This window comes from Cohnella fermenti (genome assembly GCF_004801405.1).
GTDB lineage: Bacteria > Bacillota > Bacilli > Paenibacillales > Paenibacillaceae > Cohnella > Cohnella fermenti.
The window spans coordinates 18,409-41,839 of sequence record NZ_SSOB01000003.1 but is presented as its reverse complement, the minus strand read 5'-3'; the positions used below and the strand labels follow the sequence as shown (position 1 = coordinate 41,839).

Annotated in this window: 16 protein-coding genes; 2 read left to right on the top strand and 14 right to left on the bottom strand. The window is 60.2% G+C overall.

Translation table 11 applies throughout. The annotated features are described in order from the left end of the window. Window positions 1-96: 96 nt before the first annotated feature. The 5 genes from E6C55_RS03075 to E6C55_RS03055 form a co-directional block, all read right to left on the bottom strand. A complete protein-coding gene (locus tag E6C55_RS03075; RefSeq protein WP_136368317.1) occupies window positions 97-627 on the bottom strand; it encodes a DUF2812 domain-containing protein in 531 nt (176 codons plus the stop codon). Then, window positions 624-971, bottom strand: coding sequence for a PadR family transcriptional regulator (locus tag E6C55_RS03070; RefSeq protein WP_230986508.1), 348 nt, complete (start codon window positions 969-971; stop codon window positions 624-626). The genes E6C55_RS03075 and E6C55_RS03070 overlap by 4 nt, the downstream gene beginning before the upstream one ends. A gap of 316 nt (window positions 972-1,287) precedes the next feature. Then, entirely contained in the window at window positions 1,288-1,923 is a 636-nt protein-coding gene (locus E6C55_RS03065) for a TrkA C-terminal domain-containing protein (RefSeq protein WP_230986507.1), read from the bottom strand. Window positions 1,924-1,960: 37 nt separating this feature from the next. Next, on the bottom strand, window positions 1,961-5,062 hold the full coding sequence (locus E6C55_RS03060; protein ID WP_136368316.1) for a hybrid sensor histidine kinase/response regulator: 3,102 nt from the start codon (window positions 5,060-5,062) through the stop codon (window positions 1,961-1,963). After that, window positions 5,059-6,240, bottom strand: coding sequence for a response regulator (locus tag E6C55_RS03055; protein ID WP_168735428.1), 1,182 nt, complete (start codon window positions 6,238-6,240; stop codon window positions 5,059-5,061). Before E6C55_RS03055 ends, E6C55_RS03060 begins: the two co-directional genes overlap by 4 nt. 158 nt (window positions 6,241-6,398) lie before the next feature. Between E6C55_RS03055 and E6C55_RS03050 the strand changes: the two genes are divergently transcribed. Further along, window positions 6,399-10,544, top strand: coding sequence for an S-layer homology domain-containing protein (locus E6C55_RS03050; protein ID WP_136368314.1), 4,146 nt, complete (start codon window positions 6,399-6,401; stop codon window positions 10,542-10,544). Window positions 10,545-10,596: 52 nt separating this feature from the next. On the opposite strand, the gene E6C55_RS03045 is transcribed toward E6C55_RS03050, so the two are convergent. Further along, window positions 10,597-11,337 (bottom strand): ThuA domain-containing protein, encoded by a 741-nt coding sequence (locus E6C55_RS03045; protein WP_136368313.1) that lies wholly within the window; start codon window positions 11,335-11,337, stop codon window positions 10,597-10,599. 185 nt (window positions 11,338-11,522) lie between these two features. On the opposite strand from E6C55_RS03045, the gene E6C55_RS03040 reads away from it, so the two are divergent. Next, a complete protein-coding gene (locus E6C55_RS03040; protein WP_168735427.1) occupies window positions 11,523-12,455 on the top strand; it encodes an AraC family transcriptional regulator in 933 nt (310 codons plus the stop codon). Between the two features lie 22 nt (window positions 12,456-12,477). Here E6C55_RS03040 and E6C55_RS03035 read toward each other — a convergent pair whose 3' ends face one another. The 8 genes from E6C55_RS03035 to E6C55_RS03000 form a co-directional block, all read right to left on the bottom strand. Further along, window positions 12,478-13,644 (bottom strand): sn-glycerol-1-phosphate dehydrogenase, encoded by a 1,167-nt coding sequence (locus tag E6C55_RS03035; protein WP_136368311.1) that lies wholly within the window; start codon window positions 13,642-13,644, stop codon window positions 12,478-12,480. 894 nt (window positions 13,645-14,538) lie between these two features. Then, on the bottom strand, window positions 14,539-15,570 hold the full coding sequence (locus E6C55_RS03030; protein WP_136368310.1) for a Gfo/Idh/MocA family protein: 1,032 nt from the start codon (window positions 15,568-15,570) through the stop codon (window positions 14,539-14,541). Between the two features lie 51 nt (window positions 15,571-15,621). After that, on the bottom strand, window positions 15,622-16,446 hold the full coding sequence (locus E6C55_RS03025) for a carbohydrate ABC transporter permease (RefSeq protein WP_136368309.1): 825 nt from the start codon (window positions 16,444-16,446) through the stop codon (window positions 15,622-15,624). Beyond that, on the bottom strand, window positions 16,443-17,327 hold the full coding sequence (locus tag E6C55_RS03020) for a carbohydrate ABC transporter permease (RefSeq protein ID WP_136368308.1): 885 nt from the start codon (window positions 17,325-17,327) through the stop codon (window positions 16,443-16,445). Before E6C55_RS03020 ends, E6C55_RS03025 begins: the two co-directional genes overlap by 4 nt. Before the next feature lie 156 nt (window positions 17,328-17,483). Continuing rightward, window positions 17,484-18,896, bottom strand: a complete 1,413-nt coding sequence (locus tag E6C55_RS03015; RefSeq protein ID WP_136368307.1) for an ABC transporter substrate-binding protein — start codon at window positions 18,894-18,896, stop codon at window positions 17,484-17,486. 252 nt (window positions 18,897-19,148) lie between these two features. Next, window positions 19,149-20,192, bottom strand: a complete 1,044-nt coding sequence (locus E6C55_RS03010) for a response regulator transcription factor (protein ID WP_136368306.1) — start codon at window positions 20,190-20,192, stop codon at window positions 19,149-19,151. Further along, the gene (locus E6C55_RS03005; protein ID WP_168735426.1) at window positions 20,189-21,940 is read right to left on the bottom strand and encodes a sensor histidine kinase; all 1,752 of its coding nucleotides are present in this window, start codon (window positions 21,938-21,940) and stop codon (window positions 20,189-20,191) included. The genes E6C55_RS03010 and E6C55_RS03005 overlap by 4 nt, the downstream gene beginning before the upstream one ends. A 159-nt stretch (window positions 21,941-22,099) precedes the next feature. Next, window positions 22,100-23,425, bottom strand: coding sequence for an LLM class flavin-dependent oxidoreductase (locus E6C55_RS03000; RefSeq protein ID WP_136368304.1), 1,326 nt, complete (start codon window positions 23,423-23,425; stop codon window positions 22,100-22,102). Window positions 23,426-23,431 lie beyond the last annotated feature (6 nt).

The window sequence follows — 23,431 nt, the reverse complement described above, 5'->3', positions numbered from 1 at the left end:
AATTATGTGAAGAATATGTGTTTTGCGGCACGACAAAGCGACCGCCATGCCCGAGTCCGGGAAGCGGTCGCCGATTAACGCTCATACGTTCTGCCATTACTTCGAGATCCGTTTGATCTTCTTCCCGAGCCTGAAGTACCCCGTGCCCAGCACGGCGAAGAGGAAGACGTAGAGAACAAGCAGCGAGTAGCCGAGCACCCCTCCCCTTATCGTGTTGAACACCATAAAGAAGAGGTTCATAAAGAACATGACGGCAATCATCGCCTGGACGCGCTTATACAGTCCGGCCAGCGACTCCGAATCCGTGTACAGCAGTTGCGCTTCCTCTCCCTCCTCGTACGGCCTGCGGAAGTAGTGCCACATGGCGCCGTAGGAGCTCACATACTCCCAGCCCGCGTCGCGGTACAGCTCGATGTATTCCTCCTTGCTCATCGTCTTGCCGAATCCGCCCTGGTAATCGAGGCGATACGTGTACCGGACCGAAGGGTCTCTATCGAACGTATACTTGACGAGGCTCAGCTTCTTGAAGTGAAGCCCCTCCGCCGAGCGGGCGTTCAGCCACTCCTCTTCCTTCTCGTGCTCCCAGCTTAGCGACAGCCGGTAACGTTTCTCCTTGGCCGTTGTCATGTTCCGCGCTCCTCCCCTATGCTCAGTGCTTGCTTGCCGGACTTGAGCAGCTCTTCCAATCTGGAGATCTCCGCTCTCACGACAGCGCGCCCCTCATCGGTAATTGCGTACATCTTCCGCCGGGAATCCGTCCCTTCCGGCACCGGATAGTTGTCGATGACCCCTCTGCCCAGCAAGGTGTTCAGCGCCGTGTACAGCGTGCCCGCCCCGATCTTCACCCGCCCGCCGCTCATCCGCTCCGCTTCCTGCATGATTCCGTAGCCATGCGACGGTTCCACGTACAAGGCGACGAGAATATAGTAGAAGGCTTCCGTCAGCGGCAGCATATCCTTCCCTTTCTCCAATCGAGTTCCCCCCTTATTCGGAAAATTTGTATCGACGCGCTTTATATTGCCACGAAATACATCGTCAGTCGATATATCGTATGTCTGTATATTAATATGCGATACATCGTTTGTCAATATAGTGGTGCGTCCCCTTAGTCCGACGCCTGCATGAAGGCGATTTTTCGCATAAAATCGTACAAAGTGCCGGCAGCGAGCCGCTCCAATGTGAATTTTCGCATAAAATCCGGCAGCCACCGATCTCACTCGCACAAGCAAAAAGGCGGCCCTAAGGCCGCCCCGCTTCGGTTGCTTCGATATGATCTGCTGCCCGAGATCAGGAGGGGTCCCCGCGCTTCCCGTTAAGGAACTCCTCGGTCTTCTCGTACACCTTGTCGTTCCCGACGACGATGAGCACATCGCCTTCGAGCAGGACGACATGCGGCCCCGGCGAGATCGAGACGTTCGTCCCCCGGCGAAGGGCGATGATCGTCGCCCCCGTGTTCTGCCAGAACTGCAGGTTCGCGATGGACATGCCGATGACGGGCGAATCGGACTTGATCGCAAGCTCCACCGGATTGTACGGCTTCAAGTTCTTCATCCGGTCCGACGTCTCGATAATCTCGAGCAGCAGCGACTCGAACCGGCGGTCCATCACCTGCTTCTCCTTGAGCAGATGCTGAAGGTCCTGCCGCAGCGAATGCGCCGACTTCAAATAATTGTTCTTCGTGATATATTCGTATGCCCGCGACACGGAGACGATGGCGATCTCCTTGCCCTGCGACACGGACACGATATTCTCTTCCTTCAGCAAGCCGATCGCCTTGCGGATCGTCTCCGGCGACACATGGTACTGCCCCGCCAGAATCGAGCGTCCCGAGATCTTGCTGCCTTCCGCAATCTCCCCGCTGACGATTCTTTGCGCAATATCGAGCGCGATCGATTTGTAGCCCGCTTTTTCCATATCCGACATGATTGTACGGTTCACCCTACCCTAACGAGCGGAATAATCAACCACCAGCATACGACTTTCCGCGGGAAAAGTAAACCGGAATCCGAACAATGACGACCGTTCCCTCTCCCTTGGCACTGCGGATGTGCAAGTCCCGATTGTACGTTCGCATCAAGCGGCTGCGAATGTTCTCGAGCGCGATGCCTTGCCTGCCGCCTTCGGCTTCCCGCGACGCCTTCTCCTCCATCCCGACGCCGTCGTCCCGAACCTCCACAACGAGCTCGTCCCCCTCGACGGCGGCCCGCACGGCCAGACGCCCGCCTTGCTCCTTCTTCATGATGCCATGGTAGATCGCATTCTCGGCGAGCGGCTGCAGCAGCACGGAAGGAATCGGCACGTTCTCCGCGGCAGGGTCGATCGTCAGCTCGACGGCCAGCATGTCCCCGAACCGGGCCTGTTCGATCCCCAGGTAAGCCCGCAGCAGCTCCATCTCCCGCTTCAGAGGGATGAACGCCGAAGCCTCCTTGAAGTCGAACGAATTGCGAAGGTAGAAGCTGAAGTCGGCCAGCAGCTTGCGCGAGCGGTCGTGGTCGGTGTAGCTGAAGGACAGAATCGTATTAAGCGTGTTGAAAATAAAATGGGGTTTGATCTGCGCCTGCAGGAACGACAGCTCCTTGCGCAGCAGCTCCTCCGCGGATTTCTTGAGCTGGACAAGCGTTCCCACCCGGCTTCGCAGCTCCAGATGATCGTACGGCTTCTCCAGGAAGTCGTTCGCTCCGGCGAGGAAGCCGGCCGCCATATCGCTGTATTGGTTTTTCGCCGATACCATAAGGATCGGAAGCTCAAGCAGCGAATAGCTCTCGCGAATTCTTTTGCACGTCTCGTAGCCCGACATCCCCGGCATCATCAGATCGAGCAGGACGAGATCGTACGTCCGTCCCTCGTTCAGCAGAGCCAGCGCTTCTTCGCCGCCCGACACGGCGGTCACCTCGTATCGATCCAGGCGAAGCAAGTTCGTGAGCGCACGCAGGCTGCTGTACTCGTCATCGACCGCGAGGATCGAGTAGCCGCTTCCTTCGCTCGTCGCCGCCAGCTCCTGCAAGGCTGCGCCGGACGGAACGGAGGCGAAGTCGGCATACCGCGCGCCGGGCGACGAGCGCTCCCGCTCCTCTCTGCCTACGGAGCTCCGCTCCCCCGCCCGGACGGAGAACGTGAACCGGGAGCCCTTGCCGACCTCCGAGCTCACCTCGACGGTTCCTCCGTGCAGCTCGACGAGCTGCTGGGTAATCGCAAGACCCAGGCCGATGCCGCCGTAGCTCCGGGCAATGCCGGAATCGACCTGCTCGAACGACTTGAAGATGTCGCCGAAGCGGTTCTCCGGAATGCCGATCCCCGTATCCTCCACCGTCAGGAATACGGATTCTCCCGACTGCCGTCCCGTAATCGCGATTGTGCCGGACGGAGTATACTTCACCGCATTGTCCACGAGATTGTAGACGATCTGCATAAGCCGGTTCTCGTCGGCGCAGACGATAAGCTTGCCCCGGGGCAGCCGGTTCTCGATCGTCAGCTTCTTGCCGCGAATCACATGGGCGAACACCTCGACAACGGCATCCGCCACCATGCGGCAATCGAAGTGCTTCAGATGGAGAGTCAGATCGTGATTTTTGATTTTCGAATAATCGAGAATGTCGTTCACGAGCGTCGACAGCCGCTTGCCCGTATCGACGACAAGCTTCAGGTCTCCCGAATGGGCCGGGCTCATCTCGCCCCCCGCCCCTCTCAGCAAGGACTGCGAGATGTTGATCATCGCGTTAAGCGGCGACTTCAGCTCGTGGGACGTCTTCGCCAGGAACTCGTCCTTCATCTTGTCCAGGGTCGACAGCTTGGCCGACAGCTCCTGGACGGTCTCGAATGCCCGCGTGTATTGCTTGGAGACGTAGAGCGCCTGGGACATGACGATGATCGGCAGCGCCACAGGGAAGAAGTAGTGCTCCTCCAGCTTCCAGACGTTGTTCAGCATGTTGACGACGACGAAGTCGAGCGTGCCGATGATGCCGATGTACAGGTAGGCGGAGCCGTACGGGTCCCTTCTCGCGGCCACTCCCATGAAGAAGCTGTTGACGAGCATGACGAACAGAATCAGGAAGGACAACGACAGGACGAACGGGCCGTTGTAGCTGGCCGAGGTGAACAGGACAACAACGATCCCGATCGCGGCAAGCGTCTCCACGACGTAGAGCACCGCCCGCGGATAGAGATGCGGGAACGAGTGATAGACGTAACGCGAGAAGAAGCTGAACATCAGAATCGACGAGATGTCTTCGATGTACAATTGGGCTTCGATCGACAGCTCCGGGAACATCTGCGTAAGCAGGCGCTCGGAATGCGTAAGAATAAACGCCGTCGTCGCCAGGCAGCTCAGCGCGAAGAACAGCAGCTCCTTGTAGGAGCTTCTCTGGAAGAAGATTCCGATAAAATAAATCGCCATGACGAAGAAGCCTGCGGCCAAGCCTCCGTCCAGCGCGTTGTTGTAATTGTTGAACGAGGAGATCGCATGTTGGCTTCCGAGCGAGATCGATTGGACAATGCCGCTGTTAAAGCTCTTATAGCTGGCCACCTGAACGACGATGTCGATCCGCGGCTCCCTCACCTCGAAGAAGGCGGTATACGGCGTATTCCGGTGAACGATGCGGTCCGGGGACGACGACGGATCGCCGCTGCTCCCGACAAGCTCGCCGTTGACGTAGATTCGGTTCGATGCCCGAATGTTCGACGTCTTGATCCCGTAGATGCCCTCATGGCCTGCGGGCATGTCGATATGAAGCCGATACGTCGCGTACCCGCTGTCGGGGAGGCTCTTCCCGTCATGCTTAATCGTGTCCCAACTGGAAGGCACGGAGATCCGCTCCGGAGCGGGAGCCGTCGCCGCCAGATCTTGCGGCGTCAGCAGCGAGTTCCAATAGAATTCCCATTCCCCGTCGAGGCGAATCGTCTTGGAATGCTCGGGGACCCAGCTCCGCAGATCGAGGACGCCGCCTTCGGCGCGCGGCTCCGGGTGCTTCGCATCCTTATAGAGGGGAACGGCTATCGTCAGAAGCACAATTGCGACGGAGCACCAGAGGAGCGCCAACGACAAACGGTTCGACAGGGGACTCACGGCGCCGCCTCCATCATCTTCTCGTACAGCTTGCGGATCGAAGGCTGCGGCGACAAGCCGAGCTCCGATTCGAACAGCTTGCTCATTCTCTCATAATGGCGCAGGAAGGAGACGCGATCCTTCTTCCTGGCGTAGATCGTCAGAAGCATTCCGTTGGCCTCTTCGTCCAGCGGCATCTGCTCAAGCAGCTTCCGTGCGACCGGCTCGGCGTCGTCCAGGCGGCCCCGTTCGAGCTCGAAGACGGCCAGCCGAAGCGACAGACTCCGGAAGCGCTGGGCGAACTTCTCTTGTTCGCTCACGCACCATAACGAATCCCAACCGGCGAGCAATTCTCCTTCATAGGAATGGAGAACGGCCCGATGCCGGTCTGCCGCTTCGTTGTCGAGCGGAGAAGCCGACAGCGCAAGCTTCTTCAGCTCCTCCGCGTCGACCCATACCGAATCTCCCATCCGGATGCCGTAATTCTCCATCGATTGCTCGATCGCGATGTCGGCGGAAGCTTCCCGCAGCGCCTTGCGAAGCTTGTAGACCGTCGTGTACAGGTTCGTATGCGCCCGCTCCTCATCGCTGTCGGGCCACAAGCTGTCGAGGATGTCCCACTTGGACACGAAGGAGCCGCCTCGGAGAACCAGGAACGCGAACAATTCCTTGGTCTTCGCCGTCCTCCAGTGAACCGGCGAACCGTTCGGCCCCTGAATGCGGAAGCCTCCGAAGAGCCGAACGAGGGTGGAGTTCTTGGCCGCCCCGGACGAGCCTGCCGCGGGCGTCTCCCGCTCGGCGTTCCCCGTCCCCTTGCCCTTGCGCCGATACAGCCTGTTCACGGCTTCCCACACCGCCTCCGGAGTAAGCGGCTTGAGAATGTAGTGAAGCGCCGTGTACTTGAAGGCGTCAAGCGCATATTTGTCGAAGGCCGTCGTGAAGACAATCTCAATATCGTCAATTCGAGCGATCAACTTCTCCGCCAGCTCCAGCCCGTTCATCGCGGTCATCTCGATATCGATAAAAGCGACATCCGGCTTCAGCCCGCCGGCCTCGTCCAATGCGTCCTTCGCCCTGCGGTAACTTCCCGCTACCTCGAGCCGGCCGTCCTGCTCCAGGAACACCCGCAGAATGTCGAGCGCCGGCTGTTCATCGTCAATAAGAATGGCTCTCAATACTTGCACCTCGGCACCCGACAAAATAATCTCTCTCCTGTTAATTTTCGACGGATTCTCCCAAAATCCTTTTCGCCAATAGGCCCTTGGTCCCTGGATGTCCAGAATTTGTCCAACCCGTTGTGGTAATCTCTCTCTGGAATTCGATACCAAAGTATTAGGAATAAGGGGGAACGACATCCGTGACACACCGAGCAACATCCAGCAAAGCGGCACCCTTCGCATCAGCCGTCCGTCTGCTCGTCTGCCTGGCCTTGGCCTTCGGCTTGACGACGACCGGCTACGCGCACGCGGAACCGATACCGGCTCCAACGATCGACAGCTCTTACGAGCCGGTCTTCGATGCCATCGCGGAAGACTCGCTCGGAGATGAAGGGCTGCTGATCGGCGATCTGCTGAACGGCAGCGCGACGAGCTACAACGAAGGCTCGCTTGGCATCGCCCTCGTCGGCATGACGGGACAAGGCACCTGGGAGGGCTATTACAATAACACCTGGTGGAACATGGACTCGCTCTCGCCGGAGACGGCCATCATGCTCAAGAGCGACATGAAGCTGCGCTTCGTGCCCGCGGCCGATTGGAACGGCACGGCGACGATCACCTACCGCGCGTGGGACGTCCGCAACGACGGGCCGCCTAACGATCTGAGCAGACTGCGGTACGACGTGACAGAGAACGGAGGCAGCACTCCGTACAGCGCGGACACGCAGACGGCATCCATCGAAGTTACATCGGTCAACGACGCGCCTCGGGTTATTTTCCCGCAGACGCCGAAGCTGCTGAACTTCAACGGGTCGACCGATTACGTGACCGTCAACAACCTGTCGCTCAAGGGCGAGATGACGTTCGAAGCGTGGGTGTACTCGGTGAACCCGTACGCCACCTGGTCGCGCCTGTTCGACTTCGGCAACGGCTCCCCGGGTCAGAACATCATGGTCGGCTTCAAGGCGGGCAGCGGTCAGATGTTCCTGCACAACTACACGATGGACAACCAGAGCCGGGAGATTCTGGTCGGCGAGACATTCCCGACGAATGATTGGGTTCATGTCGAGGTCACCATCGACGAGAACGGCGTCGGCACAATTTATTGGGACGGCGTCCTGAAGGCAAGCGGCGACGTCGGCCCGATCGTCGACATCTACCGCAAGATCAGCTATATCGGCCGAAGCCATTGGGGGCAGGACGCCTACTTCAATGGCAAAATTCGCGACATCCGGTTCTGGAATTACGCCCGCACGCCGGAGGAGATCGCCGCCGACAAGATCAGCATCCTGACCGGCAAGGAAGAAGGCTTGGTCGGGTACATGCCGATGCTCGAGAGCGAAGGCACGTACCTGAACGACCTGACGGGCCGCGATATCAGCGGCAACATCGTGGAAGCGGACTGGGTGGAGGACGCGGACGCTCCCTTGGCCGTCACCATCCAAGAGAACACGAACACGGGCGATCTGCTGCACGGGATCTATACGACAGATCCGGATGCGGAGGACGACCCGCAGGGCAAGATCGCCGTGCGCATCTCCGTTCCCCGCGGTTCGATTCACTTGCCCGAGGACGGAATCGAAGTCGTCGCCGGAGCGAACGACAGCGACGATCTGACGATCGAAGGTCCCAAGTCCGCGGTGGACGCGGCGCTTAACGAGCTGCTGTATACGCCGCCGGCGAACTTCTTCGGCACGGTCAAGATGCACTTCGACCTGGACGACAACGGCTATACCGGGGAAGGCGGAGCGCAGACGGGAGAACGCGATCTGTTCGTCGTCGTCCTTCCGAATACGCCGGCCGTTACGCCGATCGACGATCAATTCCTGTTGACCGATGAATCGACCTCGCTGCTCCCGTTTACGCTTAGCGGAGGTATTCTCCCAGCCGATGAGCTTGTCGTCACCGTGCAATCGAGCAACCTCACCCTGCTGCCGCTCTCGGGCATTGAACTCGGCGGAACCGGAGCGAACCGGACCGTGCAGATCACGCCAGCAGAGGGGCAGGAAGGCGAAGGCTTCGTTACGCTGACCGTCAGCGACGGCAGAACGTCTTCCTCGACCACGTTCTACGTCCTCGTCGAGAGCGATCCCGACAACTGGCTGGACGGCTGGCTCGAAGACGACGAGGAGGATGCGACCTTCGTTCCCGGAGATTCGCTCACCCTGTATGCGGCAAGCTATTATTATGCGGTGAGGGTAACGGCCGCGATTGGCGACCAGACGTATGAGCTCGAACTGCTCAACTCCCGAACTTACTCGGCGGACGGATACAAGTATTGGGGGTTGCCGATCGAGATGCCGTTCGTCGAGAGCGGCGAACACCTCGTCGCGTTTACCGCCTATGACGGCCGAGGCAACGTCCTGCCTGCGGAGGACGAGGACTGGCTGTACGACAATTACTATATCCTCTATACGCCGCCGGCCGGAATAACGACGGCCGCCGAGGATATCGGCACGACAACCGCGACCGTCCGTTCTTCCGTCGTCAGCGACGGAGGCGGAGAAGCGGTCGCCGAGCGCGGCATCGTGTACGGCTTAAGCGGCGACGACCTGAACCTCGAGACCGGCACCGTCGCAACGGACGGAGACGGCGGTCTCGGCGAATATTCGCTGCCGCTCTCCGGACTGACTCCGGGCGCCGTCTATTATGTGCGGGCCTATGCCGTGAACGAATACGGCGTCGGCTACAGCGCCGTCGTCTCGTTCCGGACACTGCCCGTTCCGGCCGGCGGTGTCACGGCCGCTGTCGAGACCGTCGGCTCCTCGACCGCAACCGTCCTCTCCGCCATCGCGAGCGACGGCGGAGCTCCGGTCACGGAGCGCGGTGTCGTCTACGGCTTAACGGAGGAGCTTACGCTTGAGACCGGCACTGTCGTCCCGAACCAAGGAAGCGGCACCGGAACGTTCTCGACTCCGCTGTCCGGCCTGACTCCTTCGACGGTTTATTATGTCCGCACTTACGCCGTAACGGAGGCAGGCATCGTCTACAGCGAAGCCGTCCGCTTCGAGACATCGGCCGCCCCGGCAGCGACAACTTCGCCGTCGGCCACCCCGAGCGTCATCGTATCGCTCGGAGGAGGAACGTCGAGCTCCCTGTCCACCGTCACCCGTCTCATCGGCAGCAGCCTGCCGGTTACGGGCCGCGTCTATTCGGCTTCCGGGCAAATCTTGTCCGAAGCGATCGAGATGAGCGCGGACGGCACGCTCAAGCTGGGCAGCCTGGCGCCGGGCGAATATCGGCTCGCTCTTCTCGTTACCGCTCCTAACGGAGAGAAGCTGGCCGGGCAGACGGCCAAGCTGACGGTAGACGGCAACGGCAACGCGACGCTGGAAGCCGAATTGATCGACCCTTACGGCACGATCACCGATCGCGTTACCGGAACCTCCGTTCCGGGTGCCAAGGTCGTCTTGTATTGGGCGGATACGGAGCTGAATCGGTCGAAGGGCCGCGTTCCGGGCACCGAAGTATCGCTGCCGGCTCTTCCGGACTTCGCGCCGAACCAGAACGCCAATCCGCAATTCAGCACCGAAGACGGCAAGTACGGATGGATGGTTCCCGCCGACGGAGACTATTACCTGATCGGCACCCAAGACAATTATGTGACGTTCGACAGCCGCGAGGATCTTCGCGACGAGACGTACGGCATAGACAGCTATATCAAGGACGGAATTATTCACGTCGGGACGACGATCGTTCCGTTCAGCTTCACCATGATGCCGGAGCTGCTCTCCTCCGGCGAGCACACCCCGTATATGAAGGGCTACCCGGACGGGCAGTTCAAGCCGGAACGCGGTCTTAGCCGCTCCGAGCTGGCCGCCATCCTGAGCCGCATCGCAACAGCCGACCCGTCCGCCGCCGCAGCGGCAGCCTTCTCCGATCTTCCGGCCGGCCACTGGGCCGCCAAGGCGATTGCGCTCGTCGCCCGCCAAGGCTGGATGAACGGCGTCGGAGACGGCAAGTTCGCTCCGGAACGCGAGGTCACCCGCGCGGAGCTCGTCCAGACGCTGGCCAATCTCGCCAAGTGGAGCGATGCGTCCAGCGGCGCTGCCAGCTCCTACAGCGACGTCGCCGGCCACTGGGCCGCCAAGGCGATCGCCGCGGCGGAAGCGAACAAGCTCGTGTCCGGTTATCCGGACGGAACGTTCCAGCCGAACAAGGTGATCACCCGCGCGGAAGCGGTAGCGATTATCAACAAGTTCCTGAACCGCCGTCCATGGACGATTCCGACAGCGCCCGCATGGGAAGACGTGTCTCCGACCCACTGGGCATACTCCGAGATCATGGAAGCGTCGGTTTCGCATTCCTACAAGCTGTACAAGACCGGCTCGGAGAGCTGGGAATAACGAATAGAAGAAACCGTCAGGGAAGCTAGCCCCTGACGGTTCTTTTAATGCGTTATTTTTGCGATAGCTCAGACCGAATCTCCTCGAGAGGCTTCGCGTTGCCGTATGTCGGGTATTCGCGCTTCACCGGAGCCGCCCACTTGGCGGCGTTGCTGATGACGCGGCGAACCTGCGGGTTGTAATACGTCGGGTAGGTCTCGTGGCCGGGGCGGAAGTAGAAGATCTTGCCCGCGCCGCGGGAGTAGCAGCAGCCGCTGCGGAACACTTCTCCGCCCTCGAACCAGCTCACCATCACGAGCTCGTCCGGCTGCGGGATGTCGAAGTGCTCGCCGTACATCTCTTCATGCGGAAGCTCGATGTACTCGCCAATGCCGTCCGCGATCGGATGAGCCGGGTTGACGACCCAGATGCGCTCCTTCTCGTTCGCCTCTCTCCACTTCAGATCGCACGATGTCCCCATGAGCTTTTTGAAAATCTTCGAGAAATGCCCCGAATGAAGCACAACCAGCCCCATGCCCTCAAGCACCCGCCGATGCATCCGCTCGACAATCTCGTCGCTCACGTCTCCGTGCGCCATATGTCCCCACCAGATGAGAACGTCGGTATCGTTAAGAACGTCGGCCGTGAGGCCGTGCTCGGGCTCGTCCAGCGTCGCCGTCCGGATCGTGCCGGTCGTCTCCAGTCCTTCCGCAATCGCCGCGTGCATTCCGTTCGGATAGACGGAAGCGACCTTCTCGTTCGTCTTCTCGTGTCGATATTCATTCCAGATCGTTACATTCACATTCGTGCTCATGTTCACACCTCGCCATAGGTTGTTCATTTCTCCTTCATTGTAGGGAAAGCGTTCTCAGCGGGCGATTGCAATTGAGATGCATTTTATCCGGAATTGTGTTATCCCCTGTTCTCGAAGTACTATCTATGCTAATCTACTCTTACGTAATTCTGCGAATTGTGCTTCCTAGGAGGAGAGCTGCCGCCATGTACCCGGACATGCGTTACGAGCACGTCGTCTATCAGAATCCGTTCCTTGCCATCCGAATCTGGCAGATCGACGGTCCCGCCGAGCATCGGGTTTCCGACGAGCTTCGCATGAGGATTGAACAGAATTGGCAACAATCCCGCTACTCCGGCTGGCACTATCACGAAGAGGTCGAATTCCTGCTTGTCCTAAGCGGCGAACTGACGGTGTTCTGCAAGGAGGAGAGGATGGCGCTGCGACCGGGCGACGTCGTCGTGTTCGGCTCGTCCGAGCCCCACACCACCCTGCAGACGAGCATGGAAGGCTTGAGCTACATCGTGTTCCAGATCGACCTGCGCAAGTACTGGGACCCCAGCACGCTCAGCAGCATGCAGCACTTCTCCGAGGTGATCCGGCCGCTTAGCTCGGTCAATTATATTTTCCGGGAAAATGACGACGTGAGGCGGAGGATCGAGGAGCTTATTCGGGAGATCTACGACGAGATGAACGAGGGCAGGGTCGGCTACGAGCTCGCCGTCTCCTCCGCGATCAAGAGCATGCTGCTGCAGCTTCTGCGCAGCGACGCCCGGCAGCAGCTTCATTACAGCAACAACAGCCTGCTGACGCGGCTCCAGCCCGCTCTTGCTTACGTCGAGGAGCGCCTGGACGAGAGAATCTCGGTCGCCGATGCCAGCAGGCTGGTGAACATGAGCTATACTCACTTTATCAAGACGTTCAAGAAGGGCGTCGGCATGTCGTTCACCGACTTCGTTGTGCTCAAGCGCATCAAGAAAGCGGAGCAGCTCCTGCTCACGAACGACTCCTTAAGCATCGCCGAGATCGCCGAATCGGTCGGCTTCACGAACATCGGCCACTTCTACGATATGTTCCGCCGGTACAACGACTGCTCGCCGAAGCAGTTCAAGCTGAAGCTTCAGGAGAACTCGGGCTGAGGGGGACGGCGAGCCTCCCCCGTCAGCGGCTCTCATTATAGGCGCGCAGCAAGGTGAAGCGGTTCGGCCGGATGCGATGGGCTTCCTTCAGGCTTCGCGCCAGAAGCTCTTCGCTGACGCCAAGCTCCTCCGTCTCGGCCGGACCGCCGATCTTCCGCAGCCAGCCCTTGATGACGTCGGCGGGCGGAATCGCCGCCAGCGCTTCCCGAATCTCGGCCTGCTTCTCCGCCGGCAGCGACGGCAGCGGCCCCTCGTCCGCCCATCTCTTGTACCGATCCGCGATCACTCCGCAGGCGACTCCAACCTTCGCTCCGTGCAAAATCTGTTTGCGCCCCGTCCGCAGGAATTCCATCTCCCAATAATGCGACAGATGATGCTCCGCCCCCGAGGCGGGATGGGATTGTCCGAGCAGAAGCATCGCGAAGCCGGACTCCACCAGCGCTTCCGTGAGCACGCGAATGCCGTCCGGCGTCCGCTCCGCAATCGCCTCCACGTTCGCGACACACTTCTCAAGCGCCCTTCGCGTCATGTCCGCCACGACGTCGGAATAGATCTCGCCCGCCGCAGCCCGCCCGAAGCTCCAATCGAACAGCGACGTGAACTTGCCGAGCATGTCGCCGAAGCCCGCCGCCACGAGAGGTGCCGGCGCCTTCGTCAGAATGTCCAGGTCGGCGAAGATCGCGATGGGGCCGATCGTCTGGATCGTCGTCTTGTCCCCGCGCAGAATAAGCGGGGCCCCGACCGAATTGAAGCCGTCGACCGAAGGCGCCGTCGGCACGGAGACGAACGGCACGGAGATCGCGTAGGCCGTGAACCGGGCGATGTCGTGCAGCGTTCCCGAGCCGACGGCCAGAATGACCTCCGCGCCGAACCTCTTGGCGTCGAGTATCAACTGGACAAGCGAAGCCTCGTCCGCAATGACGTCGCCTTGGGCGTTCGGGGCGATCAGCGTCGACTGCACTTGAACTCCGCTGCCGGCGATGGCGGCTTCGAGCGCCTCGCCCGCAATCGCGTATGTCGTCCGGTCGGCAACCAGGCCGACCCGCTTGAAGCCCTTGCCGCTCAAGTACGGCGCGACGCGGGCAATGGCCCCGACTTCGATCAGCACGGGATCGATGTCCAGCGAAGCGAAGACGGCTCCGGGCATACGCGCCGCCGCCTCGCGGACTTGACTCATCATGTCGCTCATGGTACTCCTCCTCGCATGACGACGAGGCGGCCGCCACTTCCGCCGCCTCGCCAATCGTTGATTGATGATTACCTTGGTTATATCATCCTTTATTCATGGCTGGCAAGCTTGGCTGGAGGGCATGGTTGGAGAGCATCTGGACGGCAGCGGTATTCCGGGACGTCAGAACCGCCGCTCCGCCGCCTCGCAACCATTGTCCGCAGCCCACCCTCTCGCACCCCCTCCTTTCGCAGCACCATATCCCCCTCTTCCGGCATTATGTCTCTTCTCCCTCTCGCTCAGGTAGAGATGAGCAGGGAACACTCGGCGGCACTTGAGTAATGGCGACTCATCTTGGTCCCTCTGCGCGCCTATCGTCGCTTCGGTTGAGTCGTGGCGACTCATCTCGGACCCTCAGCGCGCCTATCGCCGCTCCAGTTGCGTCGTGGTTACTCATCTGCACCCACCATGCCCGCTCGGACGCCCGCACTTGAGTAATGGTGACTCATCTTGGGCCCTCCACGTGCCTGCCGCCACTTCGGTTGGGGCGTGGTTACTCATCTGCACACCATGCCTGCTCGAACGCCCGCACTTGAGTAATGGCGACTCATCTTGGGCCCTCCACGCGCCTATCGTCGCTCCGGTTGGGGCGTGGTTACTCATCTGCACCCACCCTGCCCGCGCGGACGCCCGCACTTGAGTAATGGCGACTCATCTTGGGCCCTCCACGCGCCTATCGCCGCTCCGGTTGGGGCGTGGATCTGTCAAATAAAGTTGCCGCGCGGAGGACGTGATCCGCGAGGAGATGAGGTTCCTGATCCAAGGGGAGAAGAGACATAATGTGCAGAAAGGAGATGTCGCCACGACATAGGACAAGAAGGCTCCGCCGAATTCGGCGAAGCCTCCGCTGCCTTACTAGTATTGAACGACGACCGGCTGGCGGGTGCGGGCCGATTCCATGATGGCGAGAATGACCATCGTCGTGTTGAACGCATCGTCCGTCGAGACGAGGAACGGCTCGCCGGTGATGAGCTGGTCGACGAAGTGGCGAATGCTCTCGTATGCGAAGCCCTTCGGCTTGCCGTGGATGAAGTGCCGCACGAGCAGGTCCGGCCGATCCGCCTTCGTCTCCGTGAAGCGCTCGAGCATCTGGCTGTGCGTCGGGTCGATGTTGAACATGCCCTTCGTGCCGGTGATGTTCAGCTTCATGTCGTTCACGTTCGGGTTCGTGTTCGGCGTGATCCAGCCGTTCTCCATCGTCGCGATGCCGCCCTTGCGGAACTCGAGAATCGTCTGGTAGACGTCGGTCGTGTCGACGCCGAGATCCTTCAGGACGCCGGCGCGGGACACCGAGTACACCCGTTCAACCTCGTCGTCGAACAGCCAGCGAAGCACGTCCACGCTGTGATAGCCGAGGAACCAGAGGATCGACGAGCGCGCCGCCCACGGCAGCAGGTCGGTGGCGACCCACTTGATGTCGTTGAGCCGGTAATACGCGCTGTACGGCTCTCCGATATCCCCGTCGACGATCGATTGCTTCGGAATGGCGAACAGCGGGCTCCAACGGCTGTGCAGGTCGACCATCATGCGCACGCCGTTGCGCTTCACCGCTTCGAGAATCTCGAGCGCTTCCTCGCGGCTTGTCGTCAGCGGCTTCTCGATAATGAAGTGCTTGCCCGCATTCGCGCAGTCGACGGCGATGCGGGTGTGGGCGAAGTCCGGCGTCACGATCGCCACCGCGTCGATGTCCGCCGAGCGCAGCATCTCTCCGTGATCGGAATAGACCGCCGATTCGGGCAGGTTGAACTTGGCGGCGAGCGCCAGGGCGCGTTCGCGGTTCAGATCGCAGATCGCCGCGAATTCGGCGTTCGGATGATCGTTATAGATGAAGGCATGAGTCTCCCCCCACGTTCCTGCTCCTACGATACCCATTTTGATTTTCGACATGTGATCCATCGCCCTTCCATGATGTGAAGTTGAACGAGATAATATAACGGTTTATTTAACCCCGCCGAACGTAAGCCCGCGAATCATGTACTTCTGCACGACCATCGCGAAGATCAGCATTGGGAGGATGGTGACGACCCCGATCGAGGACATCTCGCCCCAAGCGACACCGGACACGGACAGGAACAGCGTTACGGTTGTCGGCAGCGTGCTCGCATGCGAGCTCGTCAGGAACAGGGCGAAGACGAATTCGTTCCACGAATTGATGATGCAGAAAATCGCGGTAGCGATCAGCCCCGGAACAGCGAGTGGAAGAATGATCTGCACGAACACGCGGAAGCGCGACGCTCCGTCCACGAAGGCCGCTTCCTCGAGTGCGACCGGAATCTCTTCGAAGAAGCTGCGCATCATCCAGATGGTGAACGGAATGTTGAACAGCATGTAGGCGACAATCAGCACAAGGTGCGTGTCGAGCACGCCGATCAGGCTCGCCATGACGAACAGCGGAATGACGGAAGCCATCGGCGGCAGCATTCTCAGGCTGAGCACCCAGAAAGCGCGGTTCTCCTTCTTCTTGAACTCGAACCGAGCGAAGCCGTACGCGGCCATGCCGCCGATGAAGATCGAGACAATCGTGGTCAGCACAACGACGATGGCGCTGTTCTTCAAGTAGTCGACGGCATTGCGGTTCTCGAACACCGCCTTGTAGTTCTCGAACGTCGGCGAGAAGAACCAGACGCTCGAGTCGTATGTGAGAGCCTTCGACTTGAGGCTGACGAGAATCATCCAGAACATCGGGAAGATGCACAGGATGCAGACGACAAGCAGCAGGAGACCGGTTCCGATCCCGAGTTTTTTGCTTCCGTAGGTGCTCATCCCCGGTTCTCCACTCCCTTCCGATAGGCGCGAATAAGCAGCCAACTGATGACCGTGATCAGGACAAGCAGGACAACCGAGACGGCGGCCGAGCGGCCGACCCAGCCGGTCTGCGCGAAGCCGAGCCGGTACACGTGCATGCTGAGGAATTCCGTGGAGCTTCCGGGCCCGCCCTGGGTCAGCGAGTACGGAATGTCGAACGTCTTGAGCGAATCGATCGCCCGGAAGACGACGGCGAGCAGAATCATCGGCAGCAGCAAGGGCATCGTGATGTAACGGAACACTTGCGTCCGGTTCGCGCCGTCGATGGCCGCCGCCTCATACGGCTCGGACGGAAGCGAACGCATGCCGGCGTAGATGATGAGGGCGACGAACGGCGTGTTCTGCCAGACGTCAACCATTACGGTCGAGAGGAAGGCATTGTCGGCCGACAGCCAGATAACCTTGCCCCCGACGAAGCTCAGCAGGTAATTGACGACGCCGTTCTCCGCATTGAGCATAAGCTTCCAGATCTGGCCCGTGATGCTTGGGGTCATGGCGATCGGCACGATCAGGCAGGCGAAGGCCAGCGGCTTGAGCTTGAACTCCCTGTCGAGCAGGACGGCGAGACCGAAGCCCAGCAGCAGCTCGATGGCCGTGACGATGATCATGAACCCAAGGCTGATGCGCACGGAATACCAGAATTCCGGGTCCTGCCCGGAGAACAGGCGGACGAAGTTGTCGAGCCCGATGAACTTGAAGTCTTGGTAGCCCAGCTCATAGTTGGTCAAGCTCAGCCCATAGAGGAAAATCGTAGGAACGAACGTCAAGATTCCGAGGATGAAGATGGCCGGTCCGATATAGACGAGGTGCGGCCGGTTGTGGAAATAACGGCGAAGCATCGATTGGTTCTCTCCTTTCCGGAGGCCGTCCGAACGGCTCTCGCGAGCCGCCCGGGCGGTTAAGCTGTTTCTGGTCTTGGTGTCGGTCTTGGTGTCGGTCTTGGTGTCGGTTTGTTGTTGCGGTTGTGAGCGCAGCGCAGGGCCGGCTCCTTATCCTTACTCGCCGGTAATGTCCGCGACTTCCTTCTGCGCCTTGTCGGCCGCCTCTTGGACGGTCATCTCGCCGAACATCGCGGCGCTGACGTAGTAGCCGACGCGGTCGAGAATCTGGCCAAGCTTCGGGCTCGGCGGAATCCAGGAGATTCCTTGCTCGACGAGCACGTTCGCGTCGTTAAGCGCTTCGAGCTGCACCGGGTAGGAGATGTTCGCCGCCGCGAGCTCGGCGTCCTGGTAGACGGACGTGCGGACCGGCACGCCGCCGCCTTGCACGTATTCCTTCGCCTTCTCCTTGCTGTTCATATAGACGACGAACGCCCATGCCGCTTCTTGCTTCTTGGAGAGCGAGGAGATCGACATGTTCCAGCCGGCCAGCGCGCTTGCGCGTCCTGCGGGACCTTCCGGCGTCGGCACGAAGGCGACCTTGTCCGCGACCTGCGAGCTGCTCGGATCGAGAATCCGGTTCGCCAGCGCCGTCGCGTCCAGCCACATCGCAGCCTTGCCCGTCGTGAACGCGGACAGCGCCTCTTCATGCGTATAAGAGCTGACGTCCTTCGGCGCGTTCTTGAGCAGATCGACGTAGAACTGCATCGCTTCGACCGTCTTCGGATCGTTCATCGTCGCCTTGCCCGTCTTCTGGTCGAGGAAGCCGCCGCCGAAGTTGTACAGGATGCTCAGCAGGCCGGAGGCTGCGTGCGTGCCGCGTTGGGCGCGCATCGAGACGCCGTAGAGCCCGTCTTCCTTGCCGTTGAAGAACTGCGCCAGCTCGAGGAACTCGTCCATCGTCTTCGGCGGCTCCTTGCCGTACTTCTCGAACAGGTCCTTGCGGTAAGCGATGAACCGGGTCTCGCCGGCCGTCGGAATGCCGTAGGTCACGCCTTCGTACTTGCTGATGCCGTTCCGGTAAGCGGGCACGATGTCCTCGTAGTCGAACCACTCCGGAGTCAGCGTCTTGTCCGCGATCAGATCGTCCAGCGGCTCGACGACCTTCTTGGCGCCGTATTCGCTCATCCAGAAGCCGTCGACCATGAGCACGTCGTACGTTCCGGTGCGGCCCGTGAAGTCAAGCAGTTGCTTGTTCTTCAGATAGCCCTCTTCCATGACCTCCCACTTGACCTTGATGCCGGTCAAGTCTTCGAATTCCTTCGTCATCTTCTGGAAGGAATCCGTCGAGGGATGGCTCGCGAACGCCAGGTTGATCTCCGTGCCGTCGTATTTGCTCTTGATCGTCTGGCCCCACTCGGCGAGCGTAGCCGTCGAGCCTGCGCCCGATTCGGAAGGCGCCGCGACTCCGGACGCGCTCGGGCTCTCGCTCGCGCTGGGGGATGCCTCGTTGTTCCCTCCGTTCGAACAAGCTGCCAGCGAGACGGTCAGGACGGATGCCGCCGCGATTTGCATGATTTTCTTAGCCAATGTCGTTCTCCCCTTCTCTGGTTAATCATGATGAGTTCATCCACCGATAGGACTTCAACGCCGTTTGTGCTTCAAACCTGACATGTCAGCCGAGGTACAAAACAAATTCTAGTTGTTGCAAAGGGTTTCAACAATGTACTCTGACACCGGTTCTTGTCTTCTCGCAACTAAATCGGTTGTCCAAACAAAAAAAACAAACCTTGACGTCAAGATTTGTCACATGCAAGTATGCGGTTGCAGGGAATCGCCCCTTCAGTTCTTCTCTTTGTATTCGAGCGGCGAGATGCCGTAATGCTTCTTGAACACCTTGGAGAAGTACGGATAATCGTTGAATCCGCACTCGTCCGCAACCGCCGCGATCTTGATCTCCGGCTGCTCCAGCAGCATCAGCCGCGCCTTCTCCAGCCGAAGCTCGTTCAGGTACTGGGTGATCGGCCTTCCCATGATCTCGCGGAACATCTTGCTCATGTACGCCGAGCTTACGCCGGAGCGGTCGGCAAGCGCCTGCAGGTTCAGCTCCTTGTCCCCGTATTGGGCTTCCATCTGCCGAATGGCGTCGTCCACGACCCGCTTGTTCCTCGGCGATCGCTTCTCCGCGACGGAGGCGATCAACTGTTCCAGATAATGTTCCCAGTAACTCTGCAATTCATGAGCGGAGGCGGCCGGGCGCTGGCTGTCCAGGGAGGAATCCTGCGGGTATTCCTTCAGCACGAGATACAGCTCGGAGCGGAACAACAGCTCGAAGTGGCCCATGATCCGCTTCAGCTCCGTCCAGGAATAGCCCTTGCCGCGGCAGAAGCCGAACCAACTGTCGAGCCTGCGGCGCATCTCCCCCCGGTTCTCCGCCAGCACATCCTTCGCCAGCCCCGCCGCCGCGCCCGACATCTCCCGAATCGTATCGTTGTCCATCCGGGACGTCCACTTGGCGGGGTCCTTCAGCAGCGTTTTCGAGAGTACCTCATTCAGCCCCTCTTGCGTGATCGGCTTCAGCAGGTAGTCGGCCACCTGGTTGCGAAGCGCTCGCTGGATATAGTGAAAATCCGCGTGGCCGGTCAGCACGATCAGCTCGATCTCGGCATGGGAACGGCGAATATTCTCGATCAGGTCGAGGCCGTCCATCACCGCCATCTGGATATCCGTAATGATCAGGTCGGGCTTCGTGCGGGAGACGGCGGCCAGCGCCTCCTCGCCGTTCTTCGCTTCTTCGATCCCGGTAATCGCAATATGGCTGTTCTCGAGCAGCTTGATAATCCCCTTGCGAATGACGGCTTCGTCTTCAACGATCAGAATTCTCATGCGTTCCCCCTCCTCTTGGGCAGCAGTATTCGAACGAGGATGCCCCCGGACATCGATTCTTGCATCGTCAGGCCATAGTCGGCTCCGTACTTGAGGCGCAGCCGATCGTGCACATTCGCGAGGCCGATTCCGACCCCGGAATCGCCGGTTACCGACTCGAATCGGCGATTGATCGCCTCCAGCCGCTCCTCGTCCATCCCTTCCCCGTTGTCTTCCACAAACAAGGCGTACGAATCCGGGCCCGCATCCTCGGCGTAAATCCGCAGGTAATAATCGCGGCTACCCTGAAAAGCATACTTAAACGCATTCTCGACCACCGGCTGAAGCGTCAGCTTCGGAATCGGATAGTCGCCGAAGGTGTTCAAGCCGTCCATGTCGATCTCGATATCCGGATACCGTTCGTGCTGGATGTCCAGGTAGGTCGCGACGTGCGCCGCTTCCACCCGCAGCTCGACCTCCGCCATCGGGTTATCGACGGAATAGCGGAAGAAGTCCGCCAGCGCCTTGCTCATCCGGCTGACGCTCGGCACCTCGTGGATGATGGCCTGGCAGTTGATCACCTCGAGCGTGTTGTACAGGAAGTGCGGGTTGATCTGGTTCTGCATCGCATGCATCGTCGCGTCCTTCTGCTTCACCTCGGCGCTGAGCTTGTCCATCTCCGCCCGGTGCGCCTTCTCCATGGAATCGGTCATCGTGGCGAGCATCCGGTTGAAGCCGTTGCCGAGCACGCCCACCTCGTCCGTGAACTTCCCGTTGAAGCGGACGTCCAGATCGCCAAGCTCCGCCTGCTTCATCAGCCGGAGCAGCTTCTTGATCGGCCGGACAAGCGAGAGCGACAGAATGGCCGAGATGGCCAGCGTCATCAGGACGACCAGTACGAGGACAAACGGCTGCAAAATCTTGATTTTGCTCACCGTCTGCTCGATATACGACTTCCGAATGTGCGCCTGGATGCGGAATCCGCTCTGGCTCAGCGTGGAATCCATCCGAATGTCGTCCTCCGAATCGTAGGCTTCGGACGGGGCGAACGAGGAATAGACGCTCTGCCCGGATGCGTTCAGCAGCTCGATGTTCAGGTCTCTCGTCACCAGAAGCCGGAAGGCGTCGTTGAACATCTTGCCGTTCAGCCGGATGACGAGAATGCCGTCCCGCCCTTCGGCATCGTAACGCGCCATCGTCAGGTAAATCGTCGTCATCGAACGGTCCTGATAGAACAGCAGCTCCTGCGTCGGCTCCGACCAGAAGTTGACGCTCCCGGCGATGAAGTCCCGGTACCAGCTCATCTCGCGATAGTCCATGTCCGGCACCGGGTCCAATTCGGGGTCGTGGAACAGCGTCTCGTTCCCTCCGTCCCGGCGATCCCGCAGCAGGAAGAACGCCGACTCCAGCTCGCTCGAGTACTGCATGCGATAAGCGCCCAGCGTATTCTCCGCCCAGCTCTTATCCTCTCCCGCTTCCGCGGAGCCGTCTGTGCGCAGCTTCATGAAGCGGTTCTCGTTGCCCGAATACTCGAAGAAGTAGTGGACATTGCTCACGATCCGGTACATCTGGTTGTCCAGGTTGAGGCCCGCTTGGTCGATCGAACGCTGCACCCGGTAGATCTCGTTGTCCGTCAGCACCCGGCGGAAGTATTGCTGGTAAACGAAGGCGATGCTGAACACGCCGATGAAGGCGACAATCGTAATCGAGACGAAAATCTTCGTGAAAAACTTCCGGTCCATGACCAGCTTCAGCAGCTTCTCCTTCACCGTTCGCTCCCCCCTCCCCCCGGCCGATCGTTTGTTGATAGCCATTATAACCATATTTCACGGAGGTTGTCTTCGATATTTTGCGCAAAAAAAGCCGAGCTCGTTCCCCTGCGAACAGGAGAAGAGTCGACTTTATTCGGGAGACGGGGCAGCGGCGGATCAGCCGCGAACGTTCTCTAACGTATGGCGGTTCGCCGGAATCGGCAGGCCGAGGTTGCCGCGCAGCGTGTCGGCCTCGTATTCGGTGCGATAGATTCCGCGTTCCTGAAGAATCGGCACGACCAGCTCGACGAAGTCCGTCAGTCCGCTCGGGATGTTGGAATGGATGATGAAGCCGTCCGCGCCGCCTTCCTCGAACCAGAGCTGAATCCGGTCCGCGACCTGCTCCGGCGTTCCGAAGAATTCGCCTCGCGGCGTCGCCGCCTGGAGCGCGACCTGGCGAAGCGTCAGCCCCTTCTCCTTCGCCTGCTTCTTGATCTTGTCGGTTCCGCTGCGGAAGCTGTTGCTGCCGAGGTCCCCGATATCGGGGAACGGCTCGTCGAGCGGGAATTGCGAGAAGTCGAAGTGCTCGAAGAACCGCCCCAGGTAGTTCAGCGCGTTCTCGATCGAGACGAGGCCGGCGATCTCCTCGTACTTGCGCTCCGCCTCCGCCTCCGTCCGGCCGATGATCGGGCCGATGCCCGGCAGGATGACGATATCGTCCGCCGAGCGGCCCTGTTCCACGGTCCGGCGCTTCACGTCGCGGTAGAACGCCTTCGCTTCCTCCAGCGTCTCGTGGCCGGTGAACACGGCGTCCGCTCCCTTCGCCGCCAGGCTCTTGCCGCTCTCGGAGGAGCCCGCCTGGAACACGACCGGGTGCCCCTGCTTGGAGCGGGCGATGTTCAGCGGACCTTGAACGGAGAAGTGCTTGCCCTTGTGATTCAGCGTGTGCAGCTTCGCCGGATCGAAGAAGACGCCGCTCTCCTTGTTCCGCACGAAGGCGTCGTCCTCCCACGAGTCCCACAGGCCGCGCGCGACCTGCAGGAATTCCTCGGCGATCTCGTAGCGCTCGTCGTGGCTCGGGTGCTTCTCGCGGCCGTAGTTCAGCGCCGAGCCCTCGAGCGGCGAGGTCACGACGTTCCAGCCGCCGCGGCCGCCGCTGATATGGTCGAGCGAACCGAACTGCCGCGCGACCGTGAACGGCTCGGCGTACGAGGTCGACAGCGTGCCGACAAGCCCGATCTTCTCCGTGGCGGCCGCCAGCGCCGACAGAATCGTCAGCGGCTCGAAGCGATTCAGGAAGTGGGGAATCGACTTCTCGTTGATGTACAAGCCGTCCGCGATGAACACGAGATCGAACTTGCCTTCCTCCGCCTTCCGCGCCTGACTCTTGTAGAAGTCGAAGTTCACGCTCGCGTCCGTCGGAACCTCCGGATGCCTCCAGGCCGAGATGTTGCCTCCGACGCCGTGAATCAATGCTCCGAGCTTCAGTTTTTTCCCTGCCATGGCCAT